We start from the raw sequence: 22956 nt of genomic DNA on the forward strand, positions 1-22956 counted from the left end.
GGAAATAAGAAGACTGAGGCGGTCACATATCGACGGTCAGCCGAATTTCTTGTATCATTGTCTGGCATCATCCCAGATGATCCAGTGTGCATCACCTTCTGCCTTGGGTGAGGCGTAAGCGATTGTTTTACGAGCAAACTTTGGTCAATGGCGAAAGTTCGCCGACCATCAAGTGCCGTGGCGTTAATTCCACTCGACACGGCTTTGGTCTTTGTCGCACCTAAGCCACAGTACCAGGACAGCATAAATTAAAAACCAATGGAGGAGCCCCCCTATGAAACGTCGTCCGTTTCTTGCCGCCGCCCTTGCAACAACTTGTCTTACAACCCCTGCTATTGCTGCTGACATCCCCGATGGTGTGACCTTGGCAGAGAAGCAGACCTTTACCTATCGCACGCTTGACGAGTTTTCGTCCTTTGATCCGCAGGTTGTAGAGGATGTGGATGGCTCCAACGTCGTACGTGATCTGTTCGAAGGGCTTTATAATCAGGATGCAGATGGCAACCTCGTCCCTGGCGTCGCGCTAAATCACGAGGCATCAGACGACAACCTGACCTATACGTTCACCCTGCGTGACAACGCCAAATGGTCCGACGGCACACCTGTTACAGCGAACGACTTTGTTTATGCTTGGCAGCGCGCGGTCGATCCTGAACTGGCCTCGCCGTACGCTTGGTACATGGAATTGATGTCCATTGAGAATGGCGCGTCCATCATTGCAGGCGACATGGAACCAACCGCGCTTGGTGTCTCGGCCCCTGACGACACAACTCTGGTCGTGCAACTGTCGCAGCCGCTGCCCTATTTCACCAAGATGGTCACGCATGCCACCACATTCCCCGCCCCCAAATGGGCGATCGAGGAACACGGGGCACAATGGACCCGCCCCGAGAACATGGTAAGCAACGGCGCTTATGTCCTGACAGCGCACGTGCCAAAAGAACGTTCGGTCCGGTCGCGAAACGAGATGTACTGGGACAATGAAAACACGGTTTTGGATACAGTCACGACGTTTGTCATAGGCGACGAGGCGCAGGGTTTGACCCGATGGCGTGCTGGCGAAGTGGATATGACCGACATTCCCGCAGGCCAGTATCCCGCATTGGCCGAGGAGTTCCCGGACGAAGCTTTTGCTCTTCCGCGCCTGTGCAACTACTACTTTAACTTCAACCTCACCTCCGGTCCCGAAGCCTTTAAGGACGTCCGCGTCCGTCAGGCGTTGGCAATGGCTGTAGACCGTGAGGTGATTGTAGACCGCGTGTTGCAGGGTGGTCAGTTCCCAGCCTTCTCGTTCACCCCAGCTGCGACGGCCGGGTTCGAGACACCGGACGTAGACATGGCAGGCATGACGCAGGCCGAGCGTGACGAAAAAGCCAAGGAATTGATGACCGAGGCGGGATATGGCGAAGGCGGTGAAGAACTGAGCTTCACATACCTCTACAACACCTCCGAAGCACACCAGCAGGTCGCCATCGTCGCCACGCAGATGTGGAAACAGAAGCTGGGCGTGGATGTGACACTGGAGAACCAGGAATGGAAGGTCTTCCTCGAAACGCGCGGTGCCCAGAACTACGACATGGCGCGGGGTGCATGGTGTGGTGACTACAACGAGGCGTCGACCTTCCTTGACCTTCTGACCACCGAGGTCAGGTTACAACGATGCCAAGTTCTCCAACGCCCGCGTGGACGAACTGATGGCCGAGGCCAAATCGTCTAAGGATCCGCAGCCGCTCTATACCGAGGTAGAGCAGATTGTGGCCGCCGAGATGCCGGTCATACCGATCTACCACTACTCAACCAACATCATGCTGTCCGACAGTATCCAAGGGTGGCCGATCAACAACGTAGAGCAGAACTGGTACGCCAAGGACCTCTACCGCGTCGCCGACTGACGCGACCGTAACCCTTACGCCCCGGTTCCGCGCCGGGGCGTAACAGTGGGGCATATCCCCCACCGGAACCTCGGAGCCCACAATGCTCAATTACACCCTTCGCCGTCTATTGATGGTGATCCCGACGCTGTTGATCCTCGTGATCTTCGCGTTCTACCTGATGCGCCTTGCGCCGGGTGGACCTTTCACCTCGGAACGCCCCTTGCCGCCCGCCGTTATGGCCAACGTTCTTGAACGCTATGGCATGGACGAGCCGCTCTATGTCCAGCTGTGGACCTACATCAAGAACATCATCTGCTGCTTTGATTTCGGCCCCTCCTTTGCGCAAAAGGACCGGACGGTGAACGACGTCATCGCGCAGGGCTTTCCCGTGACACTGACCTACGGGTTCTGGTCGGCTGTCTTCGTGCTGGCGCTGGGTGTGCCGCTGGGGATCATCGCGGCGCTTCGGCACAACGGGTTCTGGGACTACACGATGACCGGATTGGCCATCTTCTCCCAGATTTTCCCGAACTTCGTTTTGGCGCCGCTGCTGGTGCTGCTCTTTACACTCTCGTGGGGCCTTTTGCCGGGCGGCGGCTGGAACGGGGGGCAATGGCAGTACATTATCATGCCCGCTATCGCGCTTGGTACGTCCTACATGGCGTCTGTCGCGCGCCTGACACGGGGATCGATGCTGGAAGTCCTTGGCTCACCCTATATTCGCACGGCCCGCGCCAAGGGCCTGCCCGAGCGGACAATCATCCTGCGCCATGCGCTGAAACCGGCGCTGCTGCCAACGCTGACCTATATGGGCCCGGTCTTTGTCTACATGATCACCGGATCGGTCTTCGTTGACGTGTTCTTTTCCACCGGTGGCATCGGGCAAGACTTTATCGACGGGGCCTATAGCCGCGACTATTCGATCCTGCTGGGTCTTGCGATCCTGTACGCTGTTCTGACCTTTGCGCTGACACTGGCGGTTGACCTGCTTTATGCGTGGATCGACCCCAAGGTGCGGGCGGGCCTGTCATGATCGGGGCTGTCAAACGTCGCTTGAATTCCGCCGCCTTCGCTGATGACCGCGCCGGAGAGATGGTCGCCTCTCGTTCGTTCTGGGCGGATGCGGGACGGCGGTTCCTGCGCAATCGTATGGCCGTGTTTTCGGTGGGGATGCTCAGCGTACTGGTTCTGTTCGCCATCTTCGGCAACCTGTTCTCACGCTGGTCCTTTGAAGAGATCGACTGGAACGTGCTGGGCCGCATCAAGCAAGACGGTGGCCCGTCTCTGGAAAACGGTCACTGGTTCGGCGTGGATGAGCTGGGCCGCGACCTATATGCCCGCGTTGTGCAGGGCACACGCACGTCGCTGCTGGTGGGCTTCATCGCGGGCCCGGTCTCTGTGATCCTGGGCGCCACGTTGGGGGCACTGTCTGGCTACTACGGTGGGCGTTTCGACCGCACGGTGCTGAGCGCTTACACGATCTGGCTGGCGATCCCCTACATCATCTTCTTTGTGGTCTGGCAGGCCTTCTTTGGCCGTTCAATGAGCCAAATGATCCTGGTCATCATCCTTGTGAACTGGACGGCTGGCCTGCTGATCGTGCGGGGACAGGTGATGATGCTGAAGAACCGCGAGTTTGTTGACGCCGCACGGATGCTGGGCATGTCGGACCTTGCCATCATCTTCCGCCACTTGGCCCCCAACGTGCTGTGGGTGGTGGTGATCTACACCTCGCTGGTCATCCCCGAGGTCATCATGATGGAAAGCCTCGTGTCCTTCCTTGGCGTTGGTATTCAGGAACCCAATACGTCGCTGGGGGCCCTTCTGTCTGAAGGGGCCAGCACCATGACCTTTGGCACCCTGTGGCAGTTGGGCTTCCCGGCGGCGATCTTCGTGCTGGCCCAGGTCTCGCTGTTCTATATCGGCGACGGCCTACGAGACGCGCTCGACCCGAAGGAGCGTTGAGATGAGCCAATTGAACACCACAAAAACCCGAGGCAGACCATGCTGAGTGTCGAGAACCTGCACATCCGCTTCCGCACCGGCGACGGGCTGGTCCACGCGGTTAATGATGTTTCCTTTTCCGTTGATGCGGGCAGCCGTCTGGCTGTCGTGGGCGAAAGCGGGTCCGGCAAGTCGCAGATTGCGCTCGCCATCATGGGCCTGCTCGCCAAGAATGCCGAGGTCGAGGGGCGCATCATGTGGGACGGTCAGGACCTGCTGGCCACCTCCAACCGCGAGATGAACCGCATCCGCGCGCGCGAGATCGGGATCATCTTTCAGGACCCGATGTCATCGCTGAACCCCTACATGACGATCGAGCGGCAATTGACCGAGATCGTCGAGCATCACGAGGGGATGTCGCGCCGTGCGGCCCGTGCCCGCGCGCTTGAGGTGATGGACGCCGTCCGCATTCCGGATGCCAAGGCCCGCCTGCGCGCCTATCCGCACGAGTTTTCGGGCGGGATGCGCCAGCGGATCGTCATTGCCATGGCGCTGATGTGCCAGCCCAAACTGATCCTGGCCGACGAACCCACAACCGCGCTCGACGTCACCGTGCAAGCCCAGATCATGCAGTTGTTGCAGGACGTGCAGAGCGACCTTGGGACATCGGTTGTGTTGATCACTCACGACCTCGGCGTGGTTGCGGGGTTCTGCGAAGACGTGCTTGTCCTGTATGGCGGGCGCGTCATGGAGACGGCCAAGACCATGGCGCTGTTCGATCAGCCCGGTCACCCCTACACCCGCGGCCTGTTGCGCGCCGTACCGAATATCGAGGATCCGTCGGATGCATTGACGGCCATCCCCGGCAGTCCACCGAACCAACACCGCTTTCCAGTGGCGTGCCCCTTCGCACCCCGCTGCGCGGATGTCGTGGACACGTGCCGCGAAACCTTGCCCCAACTGCGCGACGGCCGTGCCTGCCTGCGCCCCATCGAGGAGCTGACCTGATGCTCTCGGTCCAGAACGCATATGTCGAATTCCGCGTTGCCCAAACCAAGAAATGGCCCTGGTCGCCTGCGGGCATCGTCCACGCGGTCAACGGTGTTTCCTTTGAACTGGAGGCGGGCAGGACGATTGGGGTCGTCGGTGAGTCAGGCTGTGGGAAATCCACGCTGATCCGGTCTGTTGCGGGGCTTGCACCCTTGGTGTCCGGCACTGTGACCCTTGATGGCGAACAGGTGGAGTATGGCAATCGCGCTTCGATGCAGCGATTGCGCGCAACGATGCAGATGATCTTTCAGGATCCCATCGCCTCGTTGAACCCGCGCATGACGATCCGCGAGATTGTCACTGAACCGCTGACTTTCTTCCGGCCCGAGATGGGTGCCGCAGACCGCAAGACCGCCGCGCTGGCGATGCTTGAACGGGTGGGCATTCCGCCCGCACAGGCGAACCGCTTTCCGCACGAATTCTCGGGTGGACAATGCCAGCGGATCGGGATCGCGCGCGCGCTGGTGGCCGAGCCCAAGGTGTTGTTGTGTGATGAGCCGGTGTCAGCGCTGGACGTATCCATCCAGGCGCAGGTGGTGAACCTGCTCAAGGAATTGCAGCGCGAGATGGGGCTGGCCCTTGTGTTCGTAGCCCATGACCTTGGCGTCGTCCGCCACATCTCGGACGAGGTGCTGGTCATGTACATGGGTGCCCAGATGGAGCGCGCCCCTGCCGCTGACCTCGTCCGTGCACCACAGCACCCCTATGCCAAGGCCTTGCTGTCGGCGGTGCCGGTGCCCGATCCAAATATCCGCATTGCACCACAGATGCTGGAAGGTGACTTGCCCAGCCCGATGGATTTGCCACCCGGCTGCCTGTTCGCTTCGCGCTGCCCGCATGCCATGGCGAAGTGCATAAAGGCACGGCCGCCAATGGTGCAGCGTAAAGGACATGAAGCAGCGTGTTATCTGTTGGACGACGCGTCGACGAAACTAGAACCATCTCTGATCGATGGTTGAGTAGCCGCACGTTCGATACGGTTCGATCTAGGTGACGACGTGCACGTGTTCATGGCCCGGCGCGGCTTGTGAAATTTGTGATCTCGGTCCGCAAGTTGGTGATAAACATATTCATCAGGCTTTCAGCCTCGCCATCGTCCAATTCGACCGTCATCCGAACCAGTGCACCGGTCAAATGCATATTCATGAAACACATCGTTGCAAGCCGGTCGTGCTGCAGAATCGTCGACCAAGGGTTTGAGGTGACGAAGCAGCTTTTCACCGTTTTTCCGGCTGTCATCCAGATCAAGCTGCTGCAGTTTTTTGTCCCCCTGCGTCGAACAAAGTATGTCCCGCACAGTTGGATTGGATTTGAGAAACTGTTGGTAACCACGCAAGGTTTTTTCGATCCGGTCCGCCGCATCCGCAAGGCTTGAAACACCGGTAAATTCGGCATCGATATTGTCCCTGATGTCAGACATGACCGAAGTCGCCAAAGTCTGTATCAGCGCGCTTTTGTTCGGAAAAAACTGGTAGACGGTTCCGATTGGTACATCCGCGCGCTTCGCTACGGCACTCATTTTCAAACCATCGCTTCCGTGATCCGAGATCATCTCTTCGGCTGCTTTGAGGATCTGTTCGACCCGCGCTTTGCTGCGGGCCTGCACGGGCGTTTTCCGTATTTTGATCGACGTTTCCATGACGATGAGCATCCTGCCAAAAATCCCAATGATTGACTAATATGAGAAAGTCTCACATATTACAAATATGACAGATACTCATATTTAGGAGGAAAGATCATGACAGACACTGTCAACCGTGCATGCATTGTCGGAGCTGGCCCAGGGGGCCTTGCGCTGGCGCGGGCTTTCAAAAATCTGGGTATCGCGTTTGACGTATTTGAACGACACAGTGAGGTCGGCGGCGTCTGGGATCTGGAGAACCCGGGCACGCCGATGTACGATTCTGCGCATTTCATCTCGTCCAAGACGCACTCGTACTTCTCGGATTTCCCGATGCCGGATCACTACCCGGACTATCCGTCGAACCGTCAGATCTTTGACTACATGAAGTCGTTTGCGCGTGAGTATGATCTCTACCCTCACATCAGCTTCAACACCGAAGTGACCGAGACGTCGTTCGATGACGATGCCTGGACCGTGACCCTGTCCACCGGAGAAAGCCGCACGTATCGTTGGCTGATCTGTGTCTCAGGCACGACCTGGCATCCCCAGCTCCCGGACTGGGCACTCGAGGTCGGGCAATTCGACGGGGAAGTCCGCCACGCCAATTCCTTCCGCCACATGGACGAATTTCGCGACAAGAACGTGCTGATCGTGGGGGCAGGCAATTCGGGCTGCGACATCGCCTGCGATGCAGCCGTGAGCGGCAACAAGACGTTCATCTCTGTCCGACGTGGATACCACTTTGTGCCGAAACACATCATGGGCAAGCCGGCGGATGTTTTTGCCGATTCAGGACCAAACCTGCCACTTTGGCTGTCCCAGCGCATCTTCAGCGGCATCCTGAAAGTCCTGAACGGGGATCTCACTCGGCTTGGGCTACCCAAGCCCGACCACCGCGTGCTTGAAAGCCATCCCATCGTGAACTCGCAACTGCTCCACTATCTTGGGCACGGGGACATTCTTGCCAAGAGCGATGTCGAGCGGCTTGAGGGCAAGCATGTGGTGTTCAAGGACGGATCCCCAGAAGAGGTCGACGTGGTCATCTGTGCCACCGGCTACGAATGGAAAGTGCCTTATGTCGATCCCAGCCTGTTCAGCTGGAAAGGCAACCGGCCCGACAATTACCTGCACATGTTCTCACGCGCCAACAGCCAGCTTTTTGGGCTTGGATTCACGGAAACGAATGGCGGCATCTACAAGCTCTTTGACGGGATGGCAGATCTGATCGGGCGCACGATTTTAGCGCAGCGGGACGATGCGGTTACATGGGCCAAGCTGCGCGCGCGGATGCAGTCCCACGTCCCGGATCTGAGCGGCGGTATCCGCTACGTCGAAAGCGATCGCCATGCCACATATGCAAACATCGATGCATTGAAGCGGGAGTTCAGGAACCTGCGCAAACACATGGGCTGGCATGAACCTGAAGCGGGTTACTTTAACAAGGCCAAGCAATCATCCGACACGCGAATGACGCTGGAGGCCGCATGATGGGACGCGCATTGATCACCGGTGCCGCGGGCGGTGTGGGCGAGGCGCTGGCGAAACGGCTGTCGCGCGAAGGCTACACCCTGGTGCTGACCGACCGTGATGGGGACGCCCTTGAAAAGGTGTCAGACGCCCTGCCCCAGCCAGCCGAGCTTCTTGTCGCAGACCTGCGCAGCGAAGTGGGTCTCAAGCAACTTTGTGACCGTCTCGAAAACCCCAAGTCGCCGATTGATCTGCTGATCAACAACGCCGGAATCATTGTACCAGGGCCAGTCGGATCACTGCCCAATGACCTGATGCGGGCGCATGTCGACATCAACCTGACGGCGCCAATGGTACTGTGTGCTGCTGCCGCACGGGCAATGATCGCACGGAAGAAAGGATATATCTTCTCCATCATGTCGCTGGCCGCCATCGGGCCGATGAAGAACAGCGCATCCTATTGTGGATCGAAATTCGGTTTGCGCGGCTTCAAGGCTGCGCTAGCGCTTGAACTCGAGCCCCATGGAGTCGGGGTTGGCGGCCTGTTCCCCAGTTCCATCGACACCCCGATGCTCGCAGCCGAGATGGCAAGCCCGGATGGATCGCCGCTGAATTTCATCGGCAACGTCAAGCCACTGACGCCGGATCAGATTGCAGACCACGTGGTCAAGGCAATGAACAAGGGCAAGCTCGAAACCTGGCTGCCGAAATCCGATGGCTTCATGGCTTCGTTGATGATGATGTTCCCCAAACTGCTCAAACCCGTTGTCGGCTATCTCGAACGGCAGGGCGAGAAAAAGAAGCAAGACTATCTCAAGACGTTCAAATCCTCTTGAGCATCAAGACGCCCGTACTTTCATGCGTCTGGCTGGCTATTGCGGTCAGCGTATCACAGGCTCGGTTGTAGCGAACGCTTAGTGCGCCCATGGAGCCGATGGATAAGCTTCACGTTCAGCACGTGCGGCGGCAGAAACTTTTCGAAAGCGGCTGTGGATCATCCCGACTCAAAAAATCGACGCACATGCCAAGGGCAGTGTTGTGCAACAATAATACTCAAGCTGGCATCTCCTGCGCGGCAAACATCAGCATGTTCATGTCAGTTTGGTTTTGGCAGGGGCAGCAGGGTTCGAACCCGCGACCTACGGTTTTGGAGACCGTCGCTCTACCAGCTGAGCTATACCCCTTCGCGCCGGACTGAATTACGCGGCGCGTCCCCGGTTTGCAAGGATGAATTCAGGCCGCCGTACGTGAAGTGTGATAGGTGCTGGATTGAACAATGCCCGTATCGAAGAGATCGGCAATTTCAGTATCGGAGAGGCCAGCGACATCCCCCAGCACTTCCTCGGTATGTGCGCCCAGCGCAGGTGCCTGCCCTGCCGTAGGTCGTTCCGCCGTTCCAAAGCTGGCGGGATGTTTGGGCACGGGAAAGCGGCCCAGGCCCGGTTGAGTCAGCATGTCGAACATCGGATTATCCGGCCCGAGGTCGGGATCATGTGCAAGAGCTTCCCGCACCGTACGGAACTCGGACCATGTCAGCCCCGCACGGTCAAAGTCAGCGCGGAAGTCAGACACTCGGCGCGCGGCAAACCATGGTCGCAGGATATCCGTGATCTCGGTCCGACGGCGCCAGCGCTCGCCCTCGTCCTGCAGAGAAACGCCATAGCGCAGTTCCATAGCAGACATGGCGTATTGCGTGCCGGTGGCCTTGATCAAACCTGACCATTGCCGGTCCGTCAACCCAATGACCATGATCCGCCGACCATCTGCACAGAGAAAGTCCTGACCGTAGGCCCCGTAGAGGGCATTGCCCGCCTTGGCCCGGTCGCATGGGTTCAGTGCGGCGTCAGCGATCATGCCGAGGTGGCCGATAGTCGCCGCAGCCACGTCTTTGAGCGCAAGCTTCACCTCCTGTCCGCCCCCGCCGCGCAAGCGGCGCCGTTCCGCGGCCAGCAGGGACGACACACACATGTTGCCGGCAATCAAGTCCCACGCGGGCAAGGCATGCGCTACGGGGTCTTGTGATCCTTCCGGTCCAGTCATGTGTGGTATGCCAAGCGCAGGGTTCACCGTGTAGTCAACCTGAGGTTTGCCATGCCTATCCCCCGCCAAGGTGACCGTTATGATATCGCCCCGCAGCGCGCGCAACGTGTCATGGTCCAGCCAACCGCGTGCCGGCAGATTGGTTAGAAACAGACCTGCATCATCGCCCGGTGCAGTCGCGAGGTGCTGAACCAACTCGCGGCCGCTAGGATGCCGGGTATCGACCGCGACAGATTTCTTACCCTTGTTCAAACCAGCCCAAAAAAGGCTTTGTCCTGAAGGCGCAAGCGGCCAGCGGCCCGCATCGAGCCCGCCCCCGATCCTGTCTACGCGGATTACCTCGGCCCCCATTTGAGCCAACGTCATACCTGCGAGTGGCATCGCCACAAAGGCGGAGTGTTCGACAACGCGCATTCCGGACAAGATGGTCATTGCGTATCCTCCCACATCGCTGAGGCCCGCATGCCCTGATGTCCGTTCTGGCCTGTAAAGAGTGACAGAACACGGTCCTCTTCTGTCGCACAAATGTCGAGGGCTGTGCCCGCAAACAGGGGATGCACGGCCCGGAAGTCGAAGTAACTGGGCGGGCGCTGTCGCGTTTCGACAGCGTGACGCATCAAGAGTGCAGCTTGCAAGGGCCCGTGCACGACAAGGCCAGGGTACTTTTCGACGGACTGTGCATAGTCCTGATCGTAGTGGATGCGATGCGCGTTGAAGGTGACGGCAGAGAACCGGAACAGCAAGGTCGGCGACATATCCAGACGCTCGACCGGTTCCGCGGGCATTGACCGTTTTTTGGGCGGTGTGAAGCTGTCTGGCATCGGCAGATACACGATGTCCTGGCGCTCTTCGATGGCGAGGCCCCTGGGACCGACAATCCTGTGATCTAAGGTCACAAGCGCCATGGGGCCGGACGCCGTTGTCTTTGTGTCGATCGACCGGACAGCCGTGTGACGATGCAAAATGTCTCCGACGCGGATCGGCGCGTGGAAGCGCAGAGCACCACCGGCCCACATCCTGCGAGGCAGGCCAAGCGGGGGCAATAACGCGCCCGGTCCCGGATGGCCGTCTGGACCAAGATGCTCGGTATGCGCCATTGGAACAAACGCACTCCAATGCCAGAGCGGAGGAAGCAGATCACCTGTGCGAGGTGGCGACGCTTCTGCTCGACCAAGTGTCGCATGCAGTTTTGCCGCCATCGTCAGGTCGATCTCACCGACGTCCGACAGGCTTCGTCCGATCCACGCCTCTACGTTCACCTGATCCATGATGCCCTCCGTTCCCGCCTCCTTATGGTGAGGAGGTCCCGGAAAAAAATCAATATATTTTAATAACTTAGCGGAATACTGTCGTATACCGCGGCACGGCCTTTGCATGTGCAGCATTCGGAGGAGTGAGCAATTTCAATGAGTTTGCAGCCCATTTTGCTGGCGCAGAAACTCAAAGGCGGCATTCAAAAAATTTCTCCCCAGGCGGGAAAATTGAAACTTTATGTCCGCCTATGTCACGCCTGTGTCACGCCTGTGTCACGCCTGTGGGTGGCCGAGATACGCCCGTCAGTGTCAATAAACCCGGAACGATTCTTCGACTTGAAGCCATGGTCAATCGCCTCAGTCCAAAGAGCAACGGACATGCTGACCGCCTTTCATCCCCAAGCCCGTGTTAAGTGATGGCTCAGTCGGCTTCGGCAGACACTAAATTGGTTTTTGTACGAAACTCGACGGCTCTTTGTAGCTCGCCTTCTTCCGTCAGCGCGCCGATGAAGTACCCAATTCTATGGCGTGGTAACCCCCCTCAACGCATCAAGAAAAAGAGCCTCGGCTTCGTCAAACCTGCCCTCGGCGACATGGATCAGAGATGTATAGAAGCGTGGGAACTGCGCACCCGCGTCTAGCTTTAGTGCAGCATCAATATGTGTTCTGGCCACATCGAAATCCTGCACTTCAAGCATCATCATGGCCATGAATTCATGGTCGTAGTAATCGGCATCGCCTTGGTCAAAGTTCGACTGCAGAACGCGGATCGCTTCGATCTCTTCTCCTCCATAATAGAGGAGTTCGGCGAGCCAGTAGACTGCGTAGCTGTCATAGGATTCTTCAAGATAGTCACGCAAAACAGTTTGCCCGGCGGGGCGCATGCCCAATGCAGATAGTGAACGCGCTTTCCAGACATATCCTTCGGGCGAGGTCGGCCAATCCTGCACGACATGTTCGGCGTCAAGCAGGGCACGGCGATAATTCTCAAGATCGAAGTTCGCCTTGGCTCGATAGAGATAGGCGTTGGTCGGCGCCTGCTGCGTCTCAATAGCCTTGTTCAGCCGGGCAGCTGCAGCGGCGGACGCGTTTTGATCGTAGAAGGCCACACCAAGTGCATAGAGGGTCCAAGGGTCCTCTTTGTCGTGTTGCAACGCGGCTTTTAGAATTTTTTCTGCTCTTTTAGGGCGCCCCGTTTCAATGAAGTACCACGCTTTGTCGCGATAGGCCCACACGTATTCTGGCGACATGGCAATGGCTGTATCGATCAATGTCAGATAATCTTTTTCCTCGATCTCGCCCTTGTAGCGACTTGATGAGGCAAGACCGGCAAAGGACTCGGCCAACGCGCCTACGTCGAGCGCACTTTGAAAGGCGTCAATCGACGCATCGTAATCAGAAGTGTCCCAATACACCCAACCAAGCGTGTTCAATGCGCCGTTGTGCGTTTTATCATCCGATAGCACCTTTTCCAGGATATTGATCGCCACATCAGACTGCCCAAGATCGGCATAGGCGCCAGCGAGCACAACTTGCATGTTTCTGTAGTCACGATTGAGCTGCGTTAACTCGGCAAGAGCGGTTTCGCAGATTCCAACGAGACGTTGCGGGGTTTCCGTATCCTCAAGGCAGACCAAAGCGTAGCTTTTCTGACTATCTTTCAAGATGGGCCGCGCCGCGACCGCGCCTGGCAAATACAGGCACGCGAAAACGGCCAAAATCATTAATCTCATACAAAAAGCTCCGGTTTCGAATACGGTAGCAAACTAAACAATCCAGACAACGAAAAAGGCCGCGCTGAATGCGCGGCCTTTCCATGTCTCGAACAGCGTGGCGAATGCAGTATTCGCCCTACCGCACGATTAGTCAGTGATTTTGGACACGACGCCGGCGCCGACGGTGCGGCCGCCTTCGCGGATCGCGAAGCGCAGGCCCTGCTCCATCGCGATTGGCGCGATCAGCTCAACACCAAACGATACGTTGTCGCCAGGCATCACCATCTCGGTGCCCTCAGCCAGCTGAACCGTGCCCGTCACGTCCGTTGTACGGAAGTAGAACTGCGGACGGTAGTTGGCGAAGAACGGCGTGTGACGGCCACCCTCTTCCTTGGTCAGGATGTAGGCTTCGGCCTCGAACTTCGTGTGCGGGTTCACCGAACCGGGCTTACACAGCACCTGGCCGCGCTCAACCGCTTCACGGTCGATCCCGCGCAGCAGCGCACCAATGTTGTCGCCCGCTTCACCACGGTCCAGCAGCTTGCGGAACATTTCCACGCCTGTGCAGGTCGTTTTCTGGGTGTCCTTGATGCCGACGATTTCGATCTCGTCGCCAACATTGATCACGCCACGCTCAACACGACCGGTCACAACCGTACCACGGCCAGAGATCGAGAACACGTCTTCAACCGGCATCAGGAAGGGCTGGTCAATCGCACGTTCAGGCGTCGGGATGTATTCATCCACAGCCGCCATCAGCTCACGGATCTTGTCTTCGCCGATGTTGGCGTCACGGCCTTCCATCGCCGCCAGCGCGGAACCCGCGATGATGGGCGTGTCGTCGCCGGGGTATTCATAGGTGTCCAGCAGTTCGCGGACTTCCATTTCAACCAGTTCCAGCAGCTCTTCGTCGTCGACCTGGTCCACTTTGTTCATGAACACGACGATCTTCGGGATGCCAACCTGGCGGCCCAGCAGAATGTGCTCGCGGGTCTGGGGCATCGGGCCGTCAGCCGCGTTCACAACCAGGATCGCGCCATCCATTTGCGCCGCACCGGTGATCATGTTCTTGACGTAGTCGGCGTGGCCGGGGCAGTCGACGTGGGCGTAGTGGCGCGCGTCGGTCTCGTATTCCACGTGCGCGGTCGAGATCGTGATCCCGCGCGCTTTCTCTTCCGGCGCGCCGTCAATCTGGTCGTACGCCTGGAAGTCACCAAAATACTTCGTGATCGCCGCCGTCAGCGTCGTCTTGCCATGGTCAACGTGGCCAATCGTGCCAATGTTAACGTGCGGCTTCGTACGTTCAAACTTTTCCTTTGCCATCTTGTCAGACGCCCTTTGTTCAGTTGTGGGTCGGAACCCCGTTGTTCACTCCGCGCGGCATTTATTGTGATTGGGCGGGAAAATCAAGTCAGGTTCGCAGTGGTATGCGGACCGATTTATTGTCGTGCTGCAGGCGGATAGGACAGCGGCCCGTGACGCGGCAGCTGCCTTACTCCTGTGTACAGGGTTTCACCCTGCTGCTGCCGCCTCGGTCTCCAATGACGATGGCTGTGCCTCAGAAGCGTCTGACGCTGCTGAATCCGGCGTGAACCAACCCTGCTCGTTCCTTTGCTTCACAAGAAAACGCTCAACTGCCTTGGCAGCATTCTGGCTCAACTCCTTGAGCTGTTCCTCGGCTGTCATCGTGTAGCCTGTCCCGATGATTGGTGCGGTTCCAAATGTTTCCAGAACCGTAATCTGCTCGGGTTCGTTATTTAGTTTACCCCCTGCGGCGTCATCCCAGACCGTGACGTTCAGGATCAGGGCCGATTTGGGCGCAAGCACAAGCGGGATCCCAGGTTGGGCCAGAACGTAACCTTCGACGGAAATACCGAAGTGGTAGCGGCTGGCGCCCGAGTAGCGCCCAAACCGTTCGGCCATCGCGTCCTTGACCGCGGCCGTTAGCTGTTCCTCGCTGGCCAGGCGGCTCAGAGGTCCGCGCTGCGCATTTTCCGCGATGACGATGTTATGTTCGAGCCGGAAGTCACCCAGTGGGACCGGCGCGTCTCCAAGGTCGCGATTGCTGGCGCATGCCGAAACCGTCACCAGCATCAAAAGGCCCAAAACCCAACGCATCATTCCTGTATTCTCCCCGTTTTTATTGCGTATCGGATAGCGTAGCGGCGACGTTGGCGCAATTGTCCGGTGCCGCGAGCCACATATATCGTTACGTATCAACGGAGGGTGACATGTCCGACACAGCTCTGCCTCATGCGCTGCCAGTGCGCGTGCCGCTGGTGAGAGAGGAGACCGGCATCTGGAAAAGCCTTCAGATGGCGCGCAAGAACGTGCTGGGCATCATCCCCGAAGTCACGACGCGCCTGCCCATCGTGTCCGGCAAGACCGGCAAGCGTTGGCATATGGTCATGGACCCCGGCGGTATTCGCCAGATGCTGCTGGACCGCTTGGACACATACCCCAAGTCCGTCGTCACCAAGAACCTGTTGCAGCCCGCCATCGGCGAGTCCTTGTTCATCGCGGAAGGCGCGAACTGGCGGTGGCAACGTCGCACGGCAGCCCCAGTGTTCACCCACCGCAACATGATGAACCTTGCCCCGATCATGACCGCCGCCGCCGAACGTTGCGCAGACCGGATTGCAGCAGCCGGGCCCAGAGCCGTGAACCTGCTGGACGAAATGGTGACCACAACATTTGACGTTATTGCTGACGTCACCTTTTCGGGCGATGGGACATTCGACCGATCATCCATCCACCGCGCGATCGAGGACTACATCTCGAATGCCGGCAAAATTTCACTCTTCGATATCATGGGCGCACCGGATTGGGTGCCTCGCCCCGGGCGCATGGTGCAGGGCACAGCAATGCGCGACACCAAAGCCATTGCCGACCGGGCAATCGAAGCCCGAGCCGCGCGGCCCCATAATGGCGTGCCGGATCTGTTGGACCTGTTGATGGCCGGCGAAGATCCGGAGTCCGGGCGCAAGATGACCACGGCGGAGTTGCGGGACAACCTGCTGACTTTCATTGTCGCAGGACACGAAACCACGGCTCTGACCCTGGCGTGGTCCATGTACCTTGTTGCGTTCGACCCTGCCGTGCAGGATCGCGCGCGGGCCGAAGCGCAATCGGTCCTGCAAGGGCGCCCCGCTCGCGGCAACGACATCCAGCATCTACCCTTTATCCGCCAGATCATCGATGAGGCACTACGTCTGTACCCGCCTGCAGGGATGGTGTCGCGCACGGCCATGGCAAATGACGTTCTGTGCGGGCGCGAAATCCGGAAAGGCGACACCTGCATCATTCCGATTTATGCCGTGCACCGGTCCAAGCTTTTGTGGGACAACCCGGATGCGTTCCAACCGGAGCGGTTTGCCGACCGCAAGTTGGTGGATCGCTATGCCTACCTGCCCTTTGGAGACGGCCCTCGCATCTGCATTGGCGCTTCCTTCGCCCTGCAAGAAGCTGTGATCATCCTGGCAACGGTGCTGAGCCGTTTCAAATTTGTACCTGTTGCGGGCAAGAACCCCGACCCTGTTATGATCCTGACCCTGCGACCACATGGCGGTGTGTGGCTAACCGCCGAGCTGGCCTAGCCACAAATTCCCTGAAGGTCTGCCCATTGCTGTTCGGTCAGGATCGGGGACCAGTCTCCATCTTCCGGGGCCGCATCACGCGCTTTTTCGATGCGATCGGACAAGGTCGGGTGGGACAGGAAATGCGAAAGAGTACCATCACTGTCTCCATGCTTCTTACGCAACCGTTCGAACATGTCCCCGAGGGCAGCGGGAGAAATCTCGGCGTCCTCAAGCACCATGTGCGCAAAGGTGTCCGCAGCCTCTTCGGCGGCTTGGGTGTAGTTTGCATCAATGAGCCGTTCCGTCAGGAACAGCACAACAGCACCGCCTGCAAAGTCACCAAAGAGCAGACCCAGAACGCCGATGCTGCCAGCTGACCGCAGGGCGTGCCGCGTGGGGTCGCGGCTAACGACGTGGCCGAGTTCATGGGCGAAGACGGCAGCCACTTCCTCGGGCGTTTCGGCTGCGTCGATCAAGCCGCGGAAGAACACGACGTATCCACCCGGCAAGGCAAAGGCGTTGATCATCGGGTGGTTCAAAACGAACACAGATACTTCGCCGTTGTCAGGCATCGACGGGGCAAAGGTTGCCGCCATTTCGTTGAGTGCAGCGCGTCCCTCCGGGTTTTCGCAAACCCGAAGTGGACCCAGTGTGTCGCTGCCCAGCGCACCTCGAATCTGTTCGAACGTTGCCTCGCCCAGCGCGCGTTCAGCGCGGGGCGGAATGAAGTTGGCCAACTGGTCAGCCATGAGCGGGATCAGGATGCCGATCTGTAAGGCGACCGCAGCCACCGCACCCGCGGCCCACATAGCAAGGCGTCCGCGGCCTTTGGGCGGTGCGCGCCGATTGAGGTGAGGCAATCTTGGCAGCGTTCCGGCGTCGGGAACGTAAAGCCGCGCAACCGGGTCGCTGATCAACCGCAAGACCGCATCAATCCCAGTGGGCAGGTCCGATACCGTTCGAATATCAGATGCGGGCCATATCACGTCGTCGGCATTCGGGCGTGAAAGAATTATGTGCGCGCCGTCGTCACTGGGCGTGACATAGACCGGAACCGGATTTGGCGTGTCGCCATTGAAGTAAGAGGCGTGGGTCATATCGCGGCCCCCAAATCAAGAGCCTCGGCAAAGCCTTCGGCTTCGGCGAATTCATCGCGCGCGGCCTGGCTGACGGATTGCAAACCATGATGTTCTGGCAACACGGTGGTTGTTGCCATGTGCCGCATCAGCGGGAATGTCACGAAAGTATTGTAGACCACGGACCAAAGAAGAAAGATGCCGAAATAGACGATGACCGATGCCGTGATGGCAACCCAGCGCGGCGCATCGAAAGTAAGGTCGGCGTCGGTGCCTGTGATCTGCGCAAGAACCTCGAACCCGAAGATCGGCAGAACAATCAGCGATAACAGTATGATCCCAAGGGTCAGCACCAGATAAGCCAAAAAGGTACCACCGGCATAAATCCACGCGATCCGCCCTGTGCGCAGGTTTGACCGGACCGCAATGCCCGGTGCCGACTTGTGGTTGGCCATGATGCGCCGCGCACCGAACATGTAGTGCACAACACCCGTGTAGAGAGCGACAGCTAGCGGGATCAAAAGCCATAACCGCCATACGTTCTTTGGCTTGGCTGTCCCTTTGGACAAGAACGCCTCATACCCTAATAGTTCGATCAACAGCTCATCGAGGAAGGCTGCCCAAATCTCTCCGATCGGGTCGATGAAGGTAATCCAGACCACCCATAGAACCCATGCAACAATCGCCCCGATCAACGGTAAGGCTGCCTGGTAAAGCATCGTCCAGCGCCCACCTTGGGTCAGCTTGGATGAGCCGAAAAAGGTGCGGTCGGTGCGGTATTTCTCGAGATAGAACGTCATGCGCGGCCAGAGGATGCCGAGCGTACAAATCGTGACAAGCCAGTGAACACAGGCCCGCCACGCATAACCCCACGCACCGGGCTCCAACCCGAAGCGCACGCCGCGCCAGCGCGTGCGCCCAAGGACATAGCGGCGCGCGCGATACCTAGCGTAGAACCACAGGGGGATCACGCCCAGAAAGCTGAGGAAGTAACCCGCGACATTGCCGTCAAACAGGGTGAAGCTGGCGAACATCAACAGCAAGTTCACCACGCCGATATAGAAGGTAAGGATCACGACCGCGATGAAGAAGCCCAGCAGCTTTTCCCACGGGTCGCCGACATATTCCATCGGATGACCACCGGGCCGGATCGATCCCCAGAAGTAACGACGCAGCCGTGTCTTCATCCAGAAACGGTAAAAGCCCAACGTCAGAATGGACCAGAATCCTGTGGTCAGAGCGAGCCAAAAGACCGCACCACGACGACCGACAAAGCCGACCGTGAGCGCGCCGTCAGGTGAACTTGTTGTCTCTTGGGAAGCCGCGGGGGGCCATCCGCCCTGCCCCTGCGCGTTTTCCGCGCCACTCGGCAAGGTTGGTTTCCGTTCTTGTCCGTCCTGCGGGGTCGAGCCAGCTGAGCCCGTCTGCCAGGGTGAAGGTGGTTGCATCGCTGAGGCCCCCGTCCTTGTACTTTTGCAGGCGCACGCCTTTGCCACGCGCCATCTCTGGCAGCTCTTCAAGTCCAAAGACCAGAACCTTGCGGTTCTCACCGACAACAGCAACGCAGTCGCCTTCGGCGGGCTTGCAAACTGCCAAAGTGACGTCGCCGCGCACATTCAGCACCTGTTTGCCCGTCCGGGTCTGTGCGATCACTTCGTCCTCTAGCACGATAAAGCCGTCCCCCGCCGAGGATGCGACCAAAAGATTACGGCCCGGTTTATGGGTCAGCAGCGAATGAATCTGCACCTCGTTCGGCAGGTCGACCATCAGGCGCAACGGCTCGCCCATGCCACGCCCGCCCGGCAGGTTCGACGCTGACAGCGTGTAGAAACGCCCGTTTGACCCGACCACAACCAGACGATCCGTGGTTTCCGCGTGGAAGATAAAGCGCGGACCATCACCGTCCTTGAATTTCAGCTCGCGGCTCAGATCGATATGGCCCGTCATGGCGCGGATCCAGCCCATTTGACTGCACACGACGGTGATCGGTTCGCGGTCGATCATCGCCTCAAGCGGCACATCCTCGATCTGACCTGCTTCTGCGAACGTGGTGCGGCGCGCGCCACCCTCATAGTCCTTGCCGAATTTCTTCCTGGTCTCGCGCATCTGGTCGGAGATGGCCTGCCATTGCAGATCTTCGCTTTCGAGCAGGTCTTCGAGTCCGGCACGCTCTTCCATCAGTTCGGATTGCTCGCGCAGCAGTTCCATCTCTTCGAGACGGCGCAGGGAGCGCAGCCGCATGTTCAGGATCGCTTCGACCTGAACTTCGCTCAGTTCACCATCACCCGCGGGCGGCGAGACATAGTCGGCCTCGGTCATGGCGCGAGGATGATCCTTGCCCCAGTCCTCGCGCATCAGCGCGGCCTTGGGATCGTCATCATAGCGGATGATGTCGATCACACGGTCGAGGTTGAGGAAGGCAACGATCAGCCCCTCGAGCACCTCGAGCCGATGGTCGATCTTTTCCATACGGTGCTGGCTACGACGGATCAGCACCTCGCGCCGGAAATCAAGGAAGGCGCGCAGCACTTCCTTCATCGAGCAGACCTTGGGCGTAACCCCGTCGATCAACACGTTCATGTTGAGACTGAACCGCACCTCAAGGTCCGAATTCCGATACACCATGCCCATCAGCACATCCGGGTCGACATTCTTCGATCGAGGCTCAAGGATCAGGCGGATGTCATCTGCGCTTTCGTCCCGCACATCAGCGAGGATTGGGACTTTCTTGGTCTGGATGACTTCGGCCAGTTTCTCAATCAGCTTAGATTTCTGGACCTGATACGGAATCTCGGTCACGACGATCTGCCACTGGCCACGGCCCAGATCCTCAACGTCGTACCGACAACGTAGGCGGAAGCCGCCCTTGCCGGAGCGGTAAGCCTGGGCGATGGCTTCGGGCGGTTCGACAATGATGCCGCCGGTGGGGAAGTCGGGGCCAGGCACATAGTTCAGAAGCGTGTCGTCGCGCGCGTCCGGTATTTTGATCAGATGCAGGCAGGCGTCACACAGTTCAGCGATGTTGTGCGGCGGGATATTGGTGGCCATGCCCACCGCAATGCCGGATGAACCGTTGGCCAGTAGGTTCGGGAATTGTGCGGGCAGCACGACCGGTTCGGTCAGGGTGCCATCGTAATTCTCACGGAAATCAACCGCGTTTTCGTTGAGACCCTCAAGCAGCGCCTCGGCGACGGCAGTCATGCGCGCCTCGGTGTAACGCGACGCGGCCGGGTTGTCGCCGTCAATGTTGCCGAAGTTCCCCTGACCGTCCACGAGCGGGTAGCGTACGTTGAAATCCTGCGCGAGGCGGGCCATCGCATCGTAAATCGCGGCATCCCCGTGGGGGTGATAGTTGCCCATCACGTCGCCCGAAATCTTGGCTGACTTGCGGAATCCACCCGAGGATGACAGCCGCAATTCCCGCATGGCGAACAGAATCCGACGATGCACAGGTTTCAGACCGTCGCGCGCATCCGGAAGCGCACGGTGCATGATGGTGGACAGCGCATAGGTCAAGTACCGCTCACCCAGCGCGCGGCGCAGCGGTTCGGACAGGTCCATGTTGGGGGTATCGGTCTGATCGGACATAGATGATGTGTAGCGGCCCGCCTTGCCGGGAACAAGCGGTCAGATGGACGATCTTCCGTTCGGGAAGCTTTGGCGCGGACACTCCGTTGCTTGGACACCACAACGCATGCTGCGGGGAAAACTGACCGGTTTTTACCAGTGTTTGGAATCATTCGGTTTGTTAATGTTTGTCGTGTGTCATCAAGCTGCTGATCGGACACACACAGTACGTTGGGGGAGACGCATAGTATGGTGCGGTTCATTATTATTACATTCGGGTTCCTGGCATTCGCCTTCTACGAGATTAGCGGAGGTGCAAATTTCGACGCTGAACAGACCCGCCTGTCGCGTATCGAGTCGCCTGCAGAGGTCGAAGAGGAAACGCTAACGCAGGCTGCGGCAGCTCCTACGGACCCCATCATTCCCGAGAACGTGACGCGCGTGTCCCTGAACCTGAATAGCGTGGGCGATGTGCTGCGCCCGCAGCGCACGGTGCGGACAACAGCAGCCCGTCACCGCGCTGTCGAGGCCGAGACTGAAACAGATATCGCCCTGAATGAAGAAGAGCCGACAATCATTCTCCCGAGCCTGATTGTCGACAACGCCATCATCACCCCCGTGGATTTCAACGCGCCCGACGTTGCCGAGGAATCATTGAATGATGTGCGCGCTGTATCGGCTCGTAGTGTAAACGTGCGCGGTGGCCCGAGCACAGACTATTCCGTCGTCAACCGCCTGACGCGGGGTGACGAGGTCGAGATTCTGCAGGACCCGGGAAATGGCTGGGTCAAGCTACGCCCATTGAGCGGCGGAACCATTGGGTGGATGGCTGACTACCTTTTAAGCGAAGGCTGATTGCGCGCCAAGCAGATCGCTCTATTGTCCCGCCCGAGCTTGAGCAGGACAATACATGGCACAGAAATCAATTCTCATTACCGGCTGTTCATCCGGCATCGGTTATGCATCCGCACATGGCATGCGTGATGCAGGCTGGCAGGTGTTTGCATCTTGCCGCAAGCCCGAAGACTGTGCCCGCCTACAAGACGAAGGGTTCCAAAGCCCGCTGATCGATTATGCCGACACGGCTACCATCGCCAATGGTTTGAGTGAGGTGTTGAAGGCTACTGGCGGCACCCTTGATGCGGTATTCAACAACGGCGCGTTCGGCACCCCCGGCGCCGTCGAAGACTTGCCTACGGATGCGCTGCGCGCCATTTTTGAGACCAACTTTTTTGGCTGGCATGAGCTGACACGCCAGGTGATCCCCAGCATGCGCAAACAAGGCCATGGGCGGATCATACAGTGTTCGTCGGTGCTCGGGTTTGTCACGATGCCCTGGCGCGGTGCCTATAACGCGACGAAGTTTGCACTTGAGGGGCTAACTCACACGCTGCGGATCGAGATGCGGGACACGCCCATCGACGTGGTGCTAATCGAACCGGGTCCCATCACCAGCAAGATCCGCGCCAATTCCATCCCGCATTTCGAAAAGTGGATCGACTGGGAGAACTCGCCGCGTGCTACGCAGTATCAGGAGAAACTGCGCAAAAGGTTGTACAAAGATAGCGGACTGGACACATTTGAACTGCCTGCTGATGCGGTGGTCAGAAAACTCAAGCATGCGCTGGAAGCGCGCAAGCCGCGCGCCGTCTACATGGTCACGACACCCACCTTCCTGATGGCGGCGTGCCGCCGTTTCCTGCCAACCCGCGCGTTGGATCGGATTTTGTCCATCGGGTGACCGAACGACGCGTTCGCTTTTGTGCCT

21 protein-coding genes and 1 tRNA gene are annotated in these 22956 nt (G+C 58.6%); 11 read left to right on the top strand and 11 right to left on the bottom strand.

Annotation, left to right across the window (positions count from 1 at the left end; translation table 11 throughout):
* Nucleotides 1-274: 274 nt before the first annotated feature.
* From ACZ1HN_RS20865 to ACZ1HN_RS20890, 6 genes are all read left to right on the top strand, one after another.
* On the top strand, nt 275-1717 hold the full coding sequence (locus tag ACZ1HN_RS20865) for a peptide ABC transporter substrate-binding protein (protein WP_472728883.1): 1443 nt from the start codon (nt 275-277) through the stop codon (nt 1715-1717).
* Nucleotides 1695-1892, top strand: coding sequence for a hypothetical protein (locus ACZ1HN_RS20870; RefSeq protein WP_472728884.1), 198 nt, complete (start codon nt 1695-1697; stop codon nt 1890-1892). The genes ACZ1HN_RS20865 and ACZ1HN_RS20870 overlap by 23 nt, the downstream gene beginning before the upstream one ends.
* Nucleotides 1893-1974: 82 nt before the next feature.
* Nucleotides 1975-2907 carry an ABC transporter permease subunit gene (locus ACZ1HN_RS20875; RefSeq protein WP_472728885.1) on the top strand — a complete coding sequence of 311 codons (933 nt, stop codon included), beginning with the start codon at nt 1975-1977 and terminating at the stop codon, nt 2905-2907.
* A complete protein-coding gene (locus tag ACZ1HN_RS20880) occupies nt 2871-3839 on the top strand; it encodes an ABC transporter permease (protein WP_472728886.1) in 969 nt (322 codons plus the stop codon). Before ACZ1HN_RS20875 ends, ACZ1HN_RS20880 begins: the two co-directional genes overlap by 37 nt.
* A 39-nt stretch (nt 3840-3878) precedes the next feature.
* Nucleotides 3879-4826 (top strand): ABC transporter ATP-binding protein, encoded by a 948-nt coding sequence (locus ACZ1HN_RS20885; protein WP_299599598.1) that lies wholly within the window; start codon nt 3879-3881, stop codon nt 4824-4826.
* Nucleotides 4826-5827, top strand: coding sequence for an ABC transporter ATP-binding protein (locus ACZ1HN_RS20890; RefSeq protein ID WP_472728887.1), 1002 nt, complete (start codon nt 4826-4828; stop codon nt 5825-5827). The genes ACZ1HN_RS20885 and ACZ1HN_RS20890 overlap by 1 nt, the downstream gene beginning before the upstream one ends.
* Before the next feature lie 122 nt (nt 5828-5949).
* Here ACZ1HN_RS20890 and ACZ1HN_RS20895 read toward each other — a convergent pair whose 3' ends face one another.
* The gene (locus tag ACZ1HN_RS20895; protein WP_472728888.1) at nt 5950-6507 is read right to left on the bottom strand and encodes a TetR/AcrR family transcriptional regulator; all 558 of its coding nucleotides are present in this window, start codon (nt 6505-6507) and stop codon (nt 5950-5952) included.
* 99 nt (nt 6508-6606) lie between these two features.
* On the opposite strand from ACZ1HN_RS20895, the gene ACZ1HN_RS20900 reads away from it, so the two are divergent.
* Nucleotides 6607-7980 (top strand): flavin-containing monooxygenase, encoded by a 1374-nt coding sequence (locus tag ACZ1HN_RS20900; protein ID WP_472728889.1) that lies wholly within the window; start codon nt 6607-6609, stop codon nt 7978-7980.
* The gene (locus tag ACZ1HN_RS20905) at nt 7977-8795 is read left to right on the top strand and encodes an SDR family NAD(P)-dependent oxidoreductase (protein WP_472728890.1); all 819 of its coding nucleotides are present in this window, start codon (nt 7977-7979) and stop codon (nt 8793-8795) included. The genes ACZ1HN_RS20900 and ACZ1HN_RS20905 overlap by 4 nt, the downstream gene beginning before the upstream one ends.
* Nucleotides 8796-9067: 272 nt before the next feature.
* Here ACZ1HN_RS20905 and ACZ1HN_RS20910 read toward each other — a convergent pair.
* From ACZ1HN_RS20910 to ACZ1HN_RS20940, 7 genes are all read right to left on the bottom strand, one after another.
* Nucleotides 9068-9143: transfer RNA gene (locus tag ACZ1HN_RS20910), tRNA-Trp, on the bottom strand.
* Nucleotides 9144-9192: 49 nt separating this feature from the next.
* Nucleotides 9193-10431 (bottom strand): CoA transferase, encoded by a 1239-nt coding sequence (locus tag ACZ1HN_RS20915; RefSeq protein ID WP_472728891.1) that lies wholly within the window; start codon nt 10429-10431, stop codon nt 9193-9195.
* Nucleotides 10428-11267 (bottom strand): HTD2 family dehydratase, encoded by an 840-nt coding sequence (locus tag ACZ1HN_RS20920; RefSeq protein ID WP_472728892.1) that lies wholly within the window; start codon nt 11265-11267, stop codon nt 10428-10430. Before ACZ1HN_RS20920 ends, ACZ1HN_RS20915 begins: the two co-directional genes overlap by 4 nt.
* A gap of 236 nt (nt 11268-11503) precedes the next feature.
* The gene (locus tag ACZ1HN_RS20925) at nt 11504-11632 is read right to left on the bottom strand and encodes a hypothetical protein (protein WP_472728893.1); all 129 of its coding nucleotides are present in this window, start codon (nt 11630-11632) and stop codon (nt 11504-11506) included.
* A gap of 141 nt (nt 11633-11773) precedes the next feature.
* Nucleotides 11774-12916, bottom strand: coding sequence for a tetratricopeptide repeat protein (locus ACZ1HN_RS20930; protein WP_472728894.1), 1143 nt, complete (start codon nt 12914-12916; stop codon nt 11774-11776).
* 198 nt (nt 12917-13114) lie between these two features.
* Nucleotides 13115-14290: an elongation factor Tu gene (tuf, locus tag ACZ1HN_RS20935; RefSeq protein WP_299212396.1), complete on the bottom strand. Its 1176-nt coding sequence runs from the start codon at nt 14288-14290 to the stop codon at nt 13115-13117.
* Between the two features lie 189 nt (nt 14291-14479).
* Nucleotides 14480-15088: a hypothetical protein gene (locus tag ACZ1HN_RS20940; protein ID WP_472728895.1), complete on the bottom strand. Its 609-nt coding sequence runs from the start codon at nt 15086-15088 to the stop codon at nt 14480-14482.
* A 110-nt stretch (nt 15089-15198) separates the two neighbouring features.
* On the opposite strand from ACZ1HN_RS20940, the gene ACZ1HN_RS20945 reads away from it, so the two are divergent.
* Nucleotides 15199-16563, top strand: a complete 1365-nt coding sequence (locus tag ACZ1HN_RS20945; RefSeq protein ID WP_472728896.1) for a cytochrome P450 — start codon at nt 15199-15201, stop codon at nt 16561-16563.
* On the opposite strand, the gene ACZ1HN_RS20950 is transcribed toward ACZ1HN_RS20945, so the two are convergent.
* The 3 genes from ACZ1HN_RS20950 to ACZ1HN_RS20960 are packed head-to-tail and all read right to left on the bottom strand — an operon-like array spanning nt 16560 to nt 21209.
* Nucleotides 16560-17642 carry a M48 family metallopeptidase gene (locus ACZ1HN_RS20950; RefSeq protein ID WP_472728897.1) on the bottom strand — a complete coding sequence of 361 codons (1083 nt, stop codon included), beginning with the start codon at nt 17640-17642 and terminating at the stop codon, nt 16560-16562. The two genes, ACZ1HN_RS20945 and ACZ1HN_RS20950, sit on opposite strands and share 4 nt — an antisense overlap.
* Complete coding sequence (locus ACZ1HN_RS20955) at nt 17639-18994, bottom strand: DUF898 family protein (RefSeq protein ID WP_472728898.1); 1356 nt, start codon at nt 18992-18994, stop codon at nt 17639-17641. Before ACZ1HN_RS20955 ends, ACZ1HN_RS20950 begins: the two co-directional genes overlap by 4 nt.
* The gene (locus tag ACZ1HN_RS20960) at nt 18915-21209 is read right to left on the bottom strand and encodes a DNA topoisomerase IV subunit A (protein WP_472728899.1); all 2295 of its coding nucleotides are present in this window, start codon (nt 21207-21209) and stop codon (nt 18915-18917) included. Before ACZ1HN_RS20960 ends, ACZ1HN_RS20955 begins: the two co-directional genes overlap by 80 nt.
* A gap of 228 nt (nt 21210-21437) precedes the next feature.
* Here ACZ1HN_RS20960 and ACZ1HN_RS20965 point away from each other — a divergent pair, with 228 nt between their 5' ends.
* Together ACZ1HN_RS20965 and ACZ1HN_RS20970 are read left to right on the top strand one after the other, a co-directional pair.
* Nucleotides 21438-22043, top strand: a complete 606-nt coding sequence (locus tag ACZ1HN_RS20965) for an SH3 domain-containing protein (RefSeq protein ID WP_472728900.1) — start codon at nt 21438-21440, stop codon at nt 22041-22043.
* A 55-nt stretch (nt 22044-22098) separates the two neighbouring features.
* Nucleotides 22099-22929 carry an SDR family oxidoreductase gene (locus tag ACZ1HN_RS20970; protein WP_472728901.1) on the top strand — a complete coding sequence of 277 codons (831 nt, stop codon included), beginning with the start codon at nt 22099-22101 and terminating at the stop codon, nt 22927-22929.
* Nucleotides 22930-22956: the final 27 nt, after the last annotated feature.

Source organism: Tateyamaria sp. GN1-10 (assembly GCF_055693845.1).